At 63.5% G+C, this 12,303-nt stretch carries 13 protein-coding genes, 1 tRNA gene and 2 pseudogenes; 11 read left to right on the top strand and 5 right to left on the bottom strand.

Annotation, left to right across the window (positions count from 1 at the left end; translation table 11 throughout):
- Positions 1-10: 10 nt before the first annotated feature.
- Positions 11-487, bottom strand: coding sequence for a biphenyl 2,3-dioxygenase (locus ACH79_RS10185; protein ID WP_161850909.1), 477 nt, complete (start codon positions 485-487; stop codon positions 11-13).
- Positions 488-867: 380 nt separating this feature from the next.
- On the opposite strand from ACH79_RS10185, the gene ACH79_RS10180 reads away from it, so the two are divergent.
- The 4 genes from ACH79_RS10180 to ACH79_RS10165 all read left to right on the top strand — a co-directional run bounded on the left by ACH79_RS10180 (position 868) and on the right by ACH79_RS10165 (position 4,287).
- Complete coding sequence (locus ACH79_RS10180; RefSeq protein ID WP_161850908.1) at positions 868-1,374, top strand: TerB family tellurite resistance protein; 507 nt, start codon at positions 868-870, stop codon at positions 1,372-1,374.
- Between the two features lie 233 nt (positions 1,375-1,607).
- Entirely contained in the window at positions 1,608-2,387 is a 780-nt protein-coding gene (locus tag ACH79_RS10175) for an SDR family oxidoreductase (protein WP_161850907.1), read from the top strand.
- Positions 2,388-2,551: 164 nt separating this feature from the next.
- Complete coding sequence (locus tag ACH79_RS10170) at positions 2,552-3,352, top strand: glutamine amidotransferase (RefSeq protein WP_161850906.1); 801 nt, start codon at positions 2,552-2,554, stop codon at positions 3,350-3,352.
- Between the two features lie 122 nt (positions 3,353-3,474).
- On the top strand, positions 3,475-4,287 hold the full coding sequence (locus tag ACH79_RS10165) for an enoyl-CoA hydratase (protein ID WP_161850905.1): 813 nt from the start codon (positions 3,475-3,477) through the stop codon (positions 4,285-4,287).
- Positions 4,288-4,424: 137 nt separating this feature from the next.
- On the opposite strand, the gene ACH79_RS10160 is transcribed toward ACH79_RS10165, so the two are convergent.
- Positions 4,425-4,500: transfer RNA gene (locus tag ACH79_RS10160), tRNA-Ala, on the bottom strand.
- A gap of 183 nt (positions 4,501-4,683) precedes the next feature.
- Between ACH79_RS10160 and ACH79_RS10155 the strand changes: the two genes are divergently transcribed.
- The 3 genes and pseudogenes from ACH79_RS10155 (at position 4,684) to folD (ending at position 6,196) form a co-directional block, all read left to right on the top strand.
- Positions 4,684-4,974 (top strand): YggT family protein, encoded by a 291-nt coding sequence (locus tag ACH79_RS10155; protein ID WP_161850904.1) that lies wholly within the window; start codon positions 4,684-4,686, stop codon positions 4,972-4,974.
- Positions 4,975-4,981: 7 nt separating this feature from the next.
- A pseudogene (locus ACH79_RS43795) lies at positions 4,982-5,230 on the top strand (DUF167 family protein); the annotation flags it as partial.
- An 81-nt stretch (positions 5,231-5,311) separates the two neighbouring features.
- On the top strand, positions 5,312-6,196 hold the full coding sequence (folD, locus tag ACH79_RS10150) for a bifunctional methylenetetrahydrofolate dehydrogenase/methenyltetrahydrofolate cyclohydrolase FolD (protein WP_246738659.1): 885 nt from the start codon (positions 5,312-5,314) through the stop codon (positions 6,194-6,196).
- A 149-nt stretch (positions 6,197-6,345) separates the two neighbouring features.
- On the opposite strand, the gene ACH79_RS10145 is transcribed toward folD, so the two are convergent.
- The 3 genes from ACH79_RS10145 to ACH79_RS10135 all read right to left on the bottom strand — a co-directional run bounded on the left by ACH79_RS10145 (position 6,346) and on the right by ACH79_RS10135 (position 9,110).
- On the bottom strand, positions 6,346-7,827 hold the full coding sequence (locus tag ACH79_RS10145; protein ID WP_161850902.1) for a M20 family peptidase: 1,482 nt from the start codon (positions 7,825-7,827) through the stop codon (positions 6,346-6,348).
- A 144-nt stretch (positions 7,828-7,971) separates the two neighbouring features.
- Positions 7,972-8,502 (bottom strand): inorganic diphosphatase, encoded by a 531-nt coding sequence (gene ppa / locus ACH79_RS10140; RefSeq protein ID WP_161850901.1) that lies wholly within the window; start codon positions 8,500-8,502, stop codon positions 7,972-7,974.
- 98 nt (positions 8,503-8,600) lie between these two features.
- Positions 8,601-9,110, bottom strand: a complete 510-nt coding sequence (locus tag ACH79_RS10135; RefSeq protein ID WP_057834892.1) for a GNAT family N-acetyltransferase — start codon at positions 9,108-9,110, stop codon at positions 8,601-8,603.
- A gap of 288 nt (positions 9,111-9,398) precedes the next feature.
- Here ACH79_RS10135 and ACH79_RS10130 point away from each other — a divergent pair, with 288 nt between their 5' ends.
- The 4 genes and pseudogenes from ACH79_RS10130 (at position 9,399) to ACH79_RS10115 (ending at position 12,200) form a co-directional block, all read left to right on the top strand.
- The gene (locus ACH79_RS10130) at positions 9,399-10,298 is read left to right on the top strand and encodes a S9 family peptidase (RefSeq protein WP_161850900.1); all 900 of its coding nucleotides are present in this window, start codon (positions 9,399-9,401) and stop codon (positions 10,296-10,298) included.
- 4 nt (positions 10,299-10,302) lie between these two features.
- A pseudogene (locus tag ACH79_RS10125) lies at positions 10,303-10,470 on the top strand (DUF2269 family protein); the annotation flags it as partial.
- A 6-nt stretch (positions 10,471-10,476) separates the two neighbouring features.
- The gene (locus ACH79_RS10120) at positions 10,477-11,796 is read left to right on the top strand and encodes an SDR family oxidoreductase (RefSeq protein ID WP_161850898.1); all 1,320 of its coding nucleotides are present in this window, start codon (positions 10,477-10,479) and stop codon (positions 11,794-11,796) included.
- Positions 11,793-12,200, top strand: coding sequence for a thiol-disulfide oxidoreductase DCC family protein (locus tag ACH79_RS10115; protein ID WP_161850897.1), 408 nt, complete (start codon positions 11,793-11,795; stop codon positions 12,198-12,200). The genes ACH79_RS10120 and ACH79_RS10115 overlap by 4 nt, the downstream gene beginning before the upstream one ends.
- Positions 12,201-12,303: the final 103 nt, after the last annotated feature.

Below are 12,303 nucleotides of genomic sequence, written 5' to 3'. Positions count from 1 at the left end.
CCGTAGAGCGCTACTCGATCACGATCTCACCGGTCATGCCGAGTTCGGCGTGCGTCTTGCCGTCGCTGGTCTTGATGTCGCAGCGCAGGTCGTTGGCGCGGCCGGCGGCGATCGGCACCAGCCACCATTCGGCGGATTGTCCCGGATAGACCTCGATCTCGCGGATCGCGCCCTTGAATTCGGCGAGCGTCACGGCCTTGCCGTTCTGCTGCTGCGTCACCTGCACCTTGCGCGTGAACACCATCTGCGAGAACGCATGCGAGGTGAAGTAATGCGGATCGTTGCTCGTGTTGCGCAGGATCAGCTTGTAGAGCTTGCCGGTTTCAAATTTCAGTTGCTTCGGCCCGAACTCGTGTTTGCCGGGCGAGCCGAGATCGACCGTCACCTCGATCGGCGTCTGCCGCGACAGGTCACCAGCCGCTAGCGCGGCTCCCGAAGCAACTCCCAGCACAACGGCGGCACCAACGGCGAAGCGGAAGGAAGCCATGATCGTTTCCTCATGAAGAATCGCTTGTCGAAACAACAGGTTCATCCCTAATGCAAATGCGAATGACTTGCAATTGGATATCGGCCTCGACCCCTGCGGCGAATCGCGCGGTCGGCCCTTGGCCGACCGGCCGTTCCGTTCCGAAGCGGCGCGGGTTGCGTGCTTTGAACCGGCGTCTGCGCGCTTCGACCTAAACAACAAGCTCGCGGTTCGCTGTGACGGGTTGCTGCCCAGGTTTCGCGCAGAAGTTTTCCGGTACCTTCAATGTGACGCCGATTTAATCTGCATACGTTACCAGTCGCGCATCGCGCGGATTGCGAAGGCCAAAGCTTCAACCCATATTCGCCGAACGGCTTCTTCGAACTTTGCAAGGTAGAGTGATGCTCGACGGACTGCGCCAATTCATTGCCGACATCGTTGCGCCCAGCGCGGATACGGATCTCGCGTTCGACGACACCGGCTATCTGCTCGCGGCGACCGCGCTGTTGGTTCACGTCGTCTCGCTCGACGGCGAGCCGAGCGCGGCCGAGAAGCGCAAACTGCACTCTCTGATCGAGAGCCGCTTCAAGCTCGATCCAGGCAAGGCGGATCATCTGATCGCGTCGGCAACGCGAGCCGAAGGCGAGGCGGTCGATCTCTATCGTTTCACCAGCGTCATCATGCGCTCGGTCAATGAGGAGGGCCGGCTCCGCATCATCGAGATGATGTGGGAGCTGGTGTATGCCGACGGCCAGGTCAGCGAATTCGAGGACAACGTCGTCTGGCGCGCGGCCGATCTGCTCGGTATTTCATCGCGCGATCGGATCGATCTGAAGCGCAAGGTGGCAGAGCAGCGCCAGGTGGCCTCGTCGGACAGCGTTTCGAAAATCGCCGACATCGCAACGTGACGAGCAACCGCGTCATCGCTCGCGCCCGATTACTCAGATGACGAAACTTTAATGTGCCTCGCGATCAGTCGCGAAGATGCGCGATGCGTCTGAAATTATTGAAGTTCAATTGCTGAGGCACAGAGCCGTGCATGGGCATATGCCATGCACGTGGCTTGCGCCGCACCGCGCGCCTATGCTCTCGTTCCATCGCTATCACTACCACCTGCAATTGATTTCAAGAGCATTCCATCGTGACCGAGCGTGTGACGCTGATTACCGGTGCATCGGCCGGAATAGGCACCGAGCTGGCGCGCGTTTTTGCATCCCATGGCCATCGTCTGGCGCTGGTGGCACGGCGCGCCGATCGCCTGACGGCGCTGGCCGCTGAGATCACGGCGGCCGGTGGCAAGGCTCCGATCGTCATTCCCTGTGATCTCGTGCAGCCTGACTGCGGCGACAAGATTGCCGAAGCGCTGGCGGCCTCCGGTGTGGAGGTCGAATACGTCGTCAACAATGCGGGTTTCGGACTGTTCGGCAAGGCGGTGCAGCGCGACCGCGCCGACCAGCTCGACATGATCGCCGTCAACATCCGCGCGCTGACCGATCTGTCGCTGCGGTTTTCGGACCAGTTGATCCGCAACCGTGGCGGCCTGCTCAATGTGGGCTCGATCGCCGGCTTTCTGCCGGGCCCGGGCATGGCGGTCTATTACGCCACCAAGGCCTATGTGCTGTCGTTCACGGAAGCGATGCGCGCCGAACTGGCGCCGCATGGCGTGCGTGTGACGGTGCTGTGTCCCGGCCCCGTGCCGTCGGAATTCCAGGCGCGCGCCGGCTTCCGGCCCGGATTCGATACGGCGGTTCTAAAAGTCTTGCCCGCCGAGGTCGCACAGCAGGCCTATCGCGGATTGATGGCTAACAAACGTGCAGTGATGCCCGGCCTCGGCATCAAGATCGTGCCATTCCTGCTCCGGCTATTCCCGCGCTCCTTCATTCTTGGGGCAGTCGGCCGCTTCCAGCTTCGCCAGCGCTGAAGAAATCCCGGGTTTTCCCGGTGTCCCGGCCCGCTCGCGCCGCGATCGGGCGCCTGAGCGCGTCTGGCCCGCGGTTTGCTTACATTTTTGCTGTGTGCGTGAACTCACGCGAAATTAAGACTCACTTAGGTATGGTTTCGATTCGAGGCACCTGAGCAACGTCGATGTCGTTCCGGTCGAGCAAAAATGGCGACAGCATCGTGCCCTTTCCGGGCCGACGGGCGCTGATTACGCCTGACGCCGCGCCGCTCAAGCCGGTCTTGATCGTCCTGCACCAGGAGACCTCGACGCCGGGCCGTGTCGGCAATGCCCTGCGCGCCCTTGGTTACCCCCTCGACATCAGGCGTCCGCGGTTCGGCGATCCCTTGCCGGAAACGCTGGAGCTGCATGCCGGCGCGGTCATCTTCGGCGGCCCGATGAGCGCCAACGATTCCGACGATTATGTCCGCCGAGAAATCGACTGGATCGAAATTCCCCTGCGTGAGCAGCGGCCGTTTCTCGGCATCTGCCTGGGCGCGCAGATGTTCGCCAAACAATTGGGCGCACAGGTCGCGCCGCATCATGAGGGGCGGGTCGAGGTCGGCTACTATCCGATCCGGCCCACCGCGGCCGGGCATGCGCTCTGCCCCGACTGGCCCGCGCTGGTCTATCATTGGCACGGCGAAGGATTTCAGTTGCCACGCGGCACTGAGCTGCTTGCCGAAGGTGACGACTTCCCGGTGCAGGCCTTTCAGCATGGTCATGCGTTCGGCCTGCAGTTTCATCCCGACGTCACCTACGCCATGATGCATCGCTGGACCACGCGCGGCTGCGTGCGCATGGAGTCGCCAGGTGCGCAACCGCGTCATCTCCACTTCGAAGGCCGCGCCGTGCATGACGTGGCCGAACGGGCGTGGTTGAAGAATTTCATCGCGGGTTGGATCGCGCGCGCACCGCACGCTGTCATGCTGGACGCAGCCGAATAGCCGCCACGCGGAATTTGCCCGCGCGTTTCGAACGTCTTCTAGAAATAGCTGATGTGATAGTGTTGGCGCGGCCGAAAGGCTCGCGCGCCAAACGCCAATAAGAAAACCACAGGGAGATCGCCGTGACCTATCAGGATATTCTCTACGAGGTGAGCGACAAGATCGCGACCATCACGCTCAACCGGCCCGACCGGATGAATGCGTGGACCGCGACCATGGAGCGCGATGTGCGCCATGCGATGGAGGCGGCAGCCGGCGATGACAATGTCCGTATCATCATCCTCACCGGCGCCGGCCGCGCGTTTTGCGCAGGCGCGGACATGGAGGCCCTGAAGGCCATCGACCCCAGCGAAATCAGGCGCGGCGAGAACACGCCGCCGTTCGACATGAACCGCCGGGCGGACTGGCAGACGCGCTATGCCTATTACCCGGCGATCCCGAAACCCGTGATCGGCATGCTGAACGGCGCCACCGCCGGCATCGGCCTGGTCCACGCGCTCTATTGCGACCTGCGCTTTGCCGCCGACAATACTGTCTTCACCACCTCGTTCGCGCGCCGCGGGCTGATCGCCGAACACGGCATCAGCTGGATGCTTCCGCGCATCGTCGGCCACGCCAACGCGCTGGATCTGTTGATGTCCGCGCGACGGGTGGGAAGCGAGGAGGCGCTGCGGATCGGGCTGGTCAACCGGCTGTATCCGCCGGAGCAGTTGCGCGAGCAGACCTATGCCTACGCGCGCGATCTCGCCGATTTCGTCTCGCCAAGCGCGATTGCTGTGATCAAGCACCAGCTCTACGAGGTGCCGTTCCAGACGCTGGCGGAAGCCACCATCGACGCCAACCGCGAAATGCAGATCGCGCTGAAGGGGAGTGATTTCCGGGAAGGCGTGGCGAGCTTTGTGGAGAAACGGCCGCCAAGGTTTACGGGGAAGTGAGGGGGTGGGGAAGGCCTACGGCGGTTGCCGAGGCCCGGCTTCGCCCTTTGGGCTACGCCGCGGCAACCTTCGCTTGCTTCGCTACGATAGGGCCCGGGTAGGCTTGCCGAGCCGTAGCTTGCGAAGCAAGCGAAGGCTGGTGGAGCCAGGCGGGATCGAACCGCCGACCTCGTCATTGCGAACGACGCGCTCTCCCAGCTGAGCTATGGCCCCGTCGCGACCGCTTTGAGATGACCCGAAGCAGCCGACAATCGGCGTCATTTACAGTCCGGCCCAAGGCCAAGTCAAGAACGGTGAAAGCGCCGATTTTGGCGTCCTTTTGCCGGGAACTTCCCTTGTTTGCGGGGGGATGAACCGATATCTAGCTGACTACCCCTCCTCGTGAGCCCCCTCCACATGCGCGCTATCTTGGAAGTCATCCTTATTGTGTTGGATCTCTACATCTGGCTGCTGATCGCCTCGGCGATCCTGTCGTGGTTGATCGCTTTCAATGTCGTCAACACCCGCAACCAGTTCGTGGCGGCGGTGGCCGAGTTCCTGTACCGGATCACCGAGCCGGCATTGGCGCCGATCCGCAGATTCATGCCCAATCTGGGCGGGCTCGACATCTCGCCGATCATCCTGATCCTGGTCATCATCCTCGTTCAGAAACTGGTCGCCTACAACGTGATGCCCTATTTCGTTTAGCGCGCTGATGGATCCCTGGCGCTATTCCAGCGAGGGCATCAGCATCGCGCTGCGGGTGACCCCGCGCGGCGGCCGTGACGACATCGACGGCATCGAGACGCTTGCCAACGGGCGCAGCGTGGTCAAGGTGCGCGTCCGTGCCGTTGCCGAGGGCGGGGAGGCCAACCGGGCGGTGACCGAATTGCTGGCGAAGGCGCTCGGGGTGCCGAAGGCGAGAGTGAAGATTCTGTCAGGCGTCACCTCGCGGCTGAAGCAGGTCGCCGTCGACGGCGATCCCAAAATTCTCGGCGAAACGCTCCGAAAGGTGGCCGGCGAAAATCGAAGACGAAGGATTGAGATGACGGCACGCATTATCGACGGAAAGGTCATTGCAGCGGAGCTCCGCGCCCGCGTCGCGGAAGAGGTCGCGCGGGTCAAGCGCGAGCATCAGCTGACACCGGGCCTTGCGGTGGTCCTGGTCGGCAATGATCCCGCCAGCGAAGTGTATGTCCGCAGCAAGCACACGCAGACGCAGGCCGCCGGCATGGCCTCGTTCGAGCACAAGCTGCCCGCCGATGTCGCGCAGGCCGATCTGCTGGCGCTGATCGCAAAGCTCAACCGCGATCCCGCGGTGCACGGCATTCTCGTGCAACTGCCGCTGCCGAAATCGATCCATACCGAAACCGTCATCAATGCGATCGATCCGGCCAAGGACGTTGACGGCCTGCATCCCAACAATGCCGGCCGGCTGGCCGGTGGCTTTGCCGCGCTGTCGCCCTGCACGCCGCTTGGTTGCATCATTTTGACCAAAAGCGTGCATGCCTCGCTGGAAGGCATGAACGCGATCGTCATCGGCCGTTCCAATCTTGTCGGTCGCCCGCTGGTGCAATTGCTGCTGAATGAAAACGCGACGGTGACGATCGCGCACTCGCGCTCAAAGGATCTGCCGCAACTCTGCGCCCGCGCCGATCTGGTCTATGCCGCGGTCGGCCGGCCCGAAATGGTGCGCGCCGACTGGATCAAGCCGGGCGCCACCGTGATCGATGTCGGCATCAACCGCACGCCGCTAGCCGACGGCAAGACCCGGCTGGTCGGCGACGTCGCGTTCAAGGAAGTCGCCGAAGTCGCTGGCGCGATCACGCCGGTGCCCGGCGGCGTCGGGCAGATGACGGTGGCCTGCCTGCTGGTGAACACGCTGCGCGCGGCGTGCGCGATTAAAGGGCTGGCGAAGCCTGGGGTGTGAGACTCTCCCTCTCCCCGCCCTTCGCGGGGAGAGGGTCGGGGTGAGGGGCTTTCTCCACGGACTCGCCTCGTCGTTCGGAATCGCGGATAGACCCGTCACCCCAACCCTCTCCCCGCAAGGGCGGGGCGAGGGAGCGCTAATTTAGCACCTCACCCCGCACTGTTCTCGATCAACCGCCGATAGAACCTAATCATATCGGCATAGCCTTCGACGGGAAGGCGCTCATTCGTGCCGTGAAAGCGCTTCAAATCGTCCGAGTTTGCGCGCACCGGCGAGAAGCGGAAAATCTTGTCGGTAATTCCCGTGTAGTGGCGCGAGTCGGTGGCGGCGACCATCAGGCCGGGCGCGACGATCACGTCCGGATAGATTTCGCGGATGGTGCGGTTGAGCATCTGGAACGACGGGCTTGCGGTCGGCGTCACCGGCGGCGGGTCGGTGTTGCCGGGAAACGGCTTGATGGAAATCCGGTCGTTGGCGATGGCGCTGCGGACATGCTCGGTCACGCTCCCTTGCGTGTCGCCGGGGATCAGGCGGAAGTTGACGGTGGCCTCGGCATGGCCGGGCAACACATTGTCCTTGTCGCCGGCGTGGAAGATCGTCAGCGCGGTGGTGGTGCGCACCGTCGCCTCGGTGGGCCCGCTCTTTTCGAATTCGCGCAGCAGCAGCGGCCGGAACAGCCAGAGGTTCGACAGCACCACGCGGTTGAAGCCGGACATCTCGGGCGCCAGCGTGTCGAACATTTCCGCGACCGTGCCGCGGATCTGCATCGGCAGGCGGTGGTCTTCGAGCCGCGCCAGCGCCGCGCTCATCATGCCGATCGCGGTATCGCGCGGCGGCATCGACGAGTGGCCGGGTGTCGCATGCGCGTTCAGCACCAGCGTGACATAGCCTTTTTCCGCAACACCGATCAGTGCGGCCGGCTTGTCGAGCCCCTTCATGATGCCTTCGGTGATCAAGAGGCCCTCGTCGATCACGAAGTCGAGGCGGACGCCGCGCGAGGCAAGTAGCGCTGCGATCGATTTGGCGCCGGCGGTCCCCGCGGTCTCTTCGTCATGGCCGAAGGCGAAATAGATCGTTCGCTTGGGGCGGAAGCCGGCCTTGGCCATGGCTTCGGCCGCTTCCAGCATGGAATAGAGGTTGCCCTTGTCGTCCCAGGAGCCGCGGCCCCAGATGAATCCATCAGCGATGACGCCGTCAAAGGGCGGCTGTTGCCAGTCCTTCTCGGTGCCCGGTGCGACCGGCACGACGTCCTGATGGGCGAGGAATGCGACCGGCTGCGCCTTCGGGTCCGAGCCCTGCCACGTGTAGAGCAGGCTGTAATTGCCGACGATTTCGCGCTTCGCCGCGGCATGAAAGGCCGGAAAGCTCTTTTCGATATGCGCGTGCATGCCGCGCAGCGCTTCGGCGTGCTGGTCAGGCTTTTCGTAGCTCGAAATGGTGCGGAAGCGGATCGCTTCGGCCAGGCGCTTGGCCGCTGCCTGTGCATCGACTTCGGCGCGCGGCACGGCTGTTATCTGAAGCTGGCGCGAGCCGTGGGTGAGGGTGTTGAATGCGAGGACGCCGGCGAGGATCAAGACTGCCGCGATCGCGAGCAGCAGGATGTTGCGGATAATACGAAGCGACCGGCGCATGGTGTTGTTTCCTCGTCATTGCGAGCAAAGCGAAGCAATCCATAGCGCCGCAAGCGGTCAAATGGATTGCTTCGTCGCTAGCGCTCCCTTCCGCAAACGCTCCGCGTTTGTCGCAGGCAATGACGGTAACCTGCGAGCGCCGCCCTACTTCTTCTTCGCGCGCTCGATGCCTTCCAGGATCAGCCGGTGGGCGTCGTCGGCGCCGCACCAGCGCAGCACCTTCACCCACTTGCCCTTTTCGAGATCCTTGTAGTGCTCGAAGAAATGCTGGATCTGCTGCAGCGTGATGTCGGGGAGGTCGCTGTAGTTTCTGACCTTGTCGTAGCGCTGGGTCAGTTTCGACGACGGCACCGCGATGATCTTCTCGTCGCCGCCGGCCTCGTCCTCCATCAGCAACACGCCGACCGGCCGCACGCTCATCACCGCGCCCGGCGCGATCGCGCGGGTATTGGCAACCAGCACGTCGCAGGGGTCGCCGTCGCCCGACAGCGTATGCGGGATGAAGCCGTAATTGCCGGGATAGCGCATCGCCGTATAGAGGAAGCGATCGACCACCAGCGTGCCGGCTTCCTTGTCCATTTCATACTTGATCGGCTCGCCGCCAACCGGCACCTCGATGATGACGTTGACGTCGTGTGGCGGATTTACTCCGATCGGGATGGCGTCAATGCGCATTAGGAACTCCGCTTGGCGTTAAAAATGGCGCCTGGAATCAGGCGCGCGTCAGGGTCCCTTTAGACCCGCAGCGGAGCAGGGAAAAGCCTGAAATAGCTTCAGTTGGTCCAGGCGAAGGCGACTTTATCGAGCGACTTGGGCCCGAATTTCTCCGAGGAGCGGGCCACCATGCGGCCGCCGAGCGCGCGGTAAAATTCCGTCGCCGGATCGTTGTCCGACAGCGCCCAGATCACCATGCTCTTCAGCCCGCTCTGCATCAGATCGCGCCGGGCGGCGGTGAACAGGCGGCGGCCGAAGCCGAGGCCCTGGAATTCCGGCCGCAGATAGAGCTCGTAAATCTCGCCTTCGAAATGCAGGCTGCGGGCGCGGTTGCGGCCGTAATTGGCGTAGCCCGCGACCTTGTCGCCGAACACCAGCACGCTGACGCGGCTGCCCTTGCGGATCGCGCTGTCCCACCATTGCGGGCCGCGGCGGTTAATGAGTTTTTCGAGCTCGGCGCCCGGAATGATGCCCTGATAGGCGGACCGCCAGGCTTCATCATGGGTAGCCGCCACCGCGGCTGCGTCCGCAGCCTTGGCCGGTCGAACCTCGATCAGGGTTGTGCTCATGAGCTAATCAAAGCAAGTCAGCGGGCCGGCTTCAAGGTCCATCGTTAATTATGGGTTAACCTGTGGATTTTGTGCATCAGTTTTGATGTTCGTATGTATCGAAAGAGGACAAGGGTGCTGTCCCAACCGGTACTCCCTGATGCAACGGAGGCGAAACGGTTGTCAGAATTATCCAGCCAGGCGCCTCCGCGACTTCCGTTCACGGAAAAATGCGCTGGATTTGATTCGGCGGCGGTATTCTGTTGGTGACTCGCAATACGCCCTCCCTTGGCTGCATCAGGCCAGTTCATGCATCCGCTAAACCTGCTTTTCACGCTGGTTTTTGTTGCCGCGCTCGGTGTGGAAGCCGCGGCGGCGCAGCCCGGCCTTGGCGCACAAGGCACGGAAGGCGAACCGCATCGCCGGCAGCAATGGCTGGTGCCTGCTCCCGATCCCGTCGCGGCCGCGCATGCGGTGCTGTTCAGGCCATCAGGCGAGGGGCCGTTTCCGCTGGCCGTGATCGCGCACGCCTCCACCCAGAACGTGTTGCGGCGGGCGCAAATGCCGCAACCAGAATACCGTGCGCTCGCCGCCTGGCTGGTGGCGCGTGGCTTTGCGGTCCTGGTCCCCGAACGTCCAGGGCATGGCGCGACGGGCGGAAAATATCTCGAGGATCAGGGCGGCTGCGACGAGGCCGATTATGCGCGCTCCGGCCGCGCCACCGCGGAGGCGATCAGCGCTGCGGCGGATTTCATGCGCAGGCAAGCCTTCATCCGCCCCGAGGGCATGGTCGTGATCGGCCATTCGGCCGGCGCCTGGGGCGCGCTGGCGCTCACGCGCGAAGATTCAAAGAACATTGCCGCCATCATCGCGTTCGCGCCGGGGCGCGGCGGGCATGCCAGTGATCTTCCCAACCGGGTCTGCGCGCCGCATACGCTGACCGCGGCGGCGGGCGAGTTCGGCAGGGCTGCGCGCGTGAAAGTGACCTGGCTGGTGGCCGCCAATGACAGCTATTTCTCGCCTGCGCTGTCCCGCCAACTGGCCGATGCGTTTCGTGGCGCCGGCGGCAAGGCCGACTTTCACGTGCTGGCGGCCCACGGCAGCGAGGGCCACTGGCTTGTGGAGAGCGAGGGCGGCGTCAAGCTCGCCGCAGGCGAACTCGATCGCGCCTTGAAGGCGCGGTCTCCAACTGCGGCGAACAAGCCGTGACGCTGTCTTCATGCAGACCGAAATGCGCGATCTCGCGCGCAAGGCGGTGGAGCAAAACCTAGGGTTGCCGTCGCGCTATTTCGCACTTTTCCACCGCTGGTTTTGGTTCGGGATTCCCGGATTTGGCTCGGTCATGGCTATTCTCTGGCTGATGGTCGCCAAACCGCTCTAGACAAGCATGAACGCCGACATCCGAAAAATCCTGGTGCTCGGCGCCTCCGGCCTGATCGGCCGCTTCGTTACCGACGATCTGCGTGGGCGGGGATTTCGCGTCGTCGGCGTCGCCCGCAAACTGTCAGCTTCGCAGAAGAACGACGCGCTCGATCTCGAACTGCCCATCATGACGCTGGATGCCGCCGCGCTGACGCGGGTGCTGCGCAACCATGACATCGGTGTCGTCGTCAATTGCCTCGGCGTGCTGCAGGACGGCCCCGGCAGCGACACGGCCGCGGTGCATCGCGAATTCGTGGCGCGGCTGTTGCAGGCGATCCGCGAATGCCGCCACGCGATCCGCCTGGTGCATATCTCGATTCCCGGCACCGCCAGCACCGATCCCACCGCCTTCAGCACCACCAAGCGCGAGGGCGAACGGTTGATCACCGAATCCGGCATCCCGTACGCGATCCTGCGGCCGGGCTTCGTGGTGGCACTGGCGGCCTATGGCGGCAGTGCCATGCTGCGCTCGCTCGCGGCGCTCCCGATCGATCTTCCGCCCGCCGAGCGGCTCACGCCGTTTCAGCCGGTCGCCATGGAGGACATCGCCGCGACGGTTGCCTGGCTGGCCGAGCGCGATCCCGGCGAGGTGAACGCCGTGACATGGGACCTGATGCAGGAGCATCCGGTCACGCTCGGCGACGTGATCGATCAATTCCGCGAGGTGTTCGGCACCATCAGATGGCGGCGCATGGCGATGCCGGTGTTCCTGCTCGACCTCGGCGCCAGGCTCGGCGATCTCTCGAGCCTGCTCGGCTGGGTGCCGCCGATGCGCACCACGGCGATCGCGGAGTTGCGCCGCGGCGTCAGCGGCAGCCCCGCGGACTGGATCACCGCCACCGGCATCATACCGAAGACGATCGCGCAGATGGCGGGACGACGCGTGGCGACCATTCAGGACAAATGGTTTGCCCGGCTGTTCCCGATCAAGGCGTTGATGATCGCAAGCCTCGTGCTGTTCTGGGTCGTCTCGGGCTTCATTGCGCTGGTGATTTCCTACGACGCGGCCGCCGGAATCCTGCGCAGCCACGGCTTTCCGCCATGGCTTGTCGACCCCATCACCGTCGGCACCAGCCTGATGGACATGAGCATCGGCGTGCTGATCGCATTTCGCCGCACGGCGGCGTTTGGCCTGATTGCGGGTATAATTGCATCGTTCGGCTATATGATCGGCGCCGCAATCCTGACGCCGGACCTCTGGATCGAGCCGCTCGGCGCGCTGGTGAAGACCGGGCCTGCGATCGTGCTGATTCTGGTGGCGCTGGTGACGCTGGATAACCGATGACGAAATGGCCTGACGATGACGTGATTCTCTACGACGGCGTCTGCGTCTTCTGCTCGCGCTGGGTCCGCTTCGTCGCCACGCGCGACGTCGAGCGCAGGTTTCGCTTTACGGCGATCCAGTCGGCGTATGGCACAAGGCTGGCGCAGGCGTTTGGAATTGACCCCGGTGATCCCGACACCAACGCGGTGGTGCATGGAGGAGTCGCGTATTTCAAATCGGATGCGGCGCTGACGGTGCTCGGCGCGCTGCCGGGATGGCGATGGACGCACGTGCTGTTTACGGTGCCGAAACCGTTGCGTGATGCGGTGTACAGTCTGGTCGCGAAGAATCGCTATCGGATTTTCGGGAAGTATGAGGAGTGCTTCGTGCCTGACGCGGATACGCGGGCGAGGGTGATGGAGTAGGCAGAGAACGCCTCAACGTCATTGCGAGGAGCAAAGCGACGAAGCAATCCATCCATCCGTTATGCTGCGCGATGGATTGCTTCGCTTTGCTCGCAATGACGGC

Origin of the sequence: Bradyrhizobium sp. CCBAU 051011, from assembly GCF_009930815.1 — a bacterium.
GTDB lineage: Bacteria > Pseudomonadota > Alphaproteobacteria > Rhizobiales > Xanthobacteraceae > Bradyrhizobium.
The sequence above is the reverse complement of the archived record's forward strand: the minus strand, read 5'-3'. Positions and strand labels throughout refer to the sequence as shown.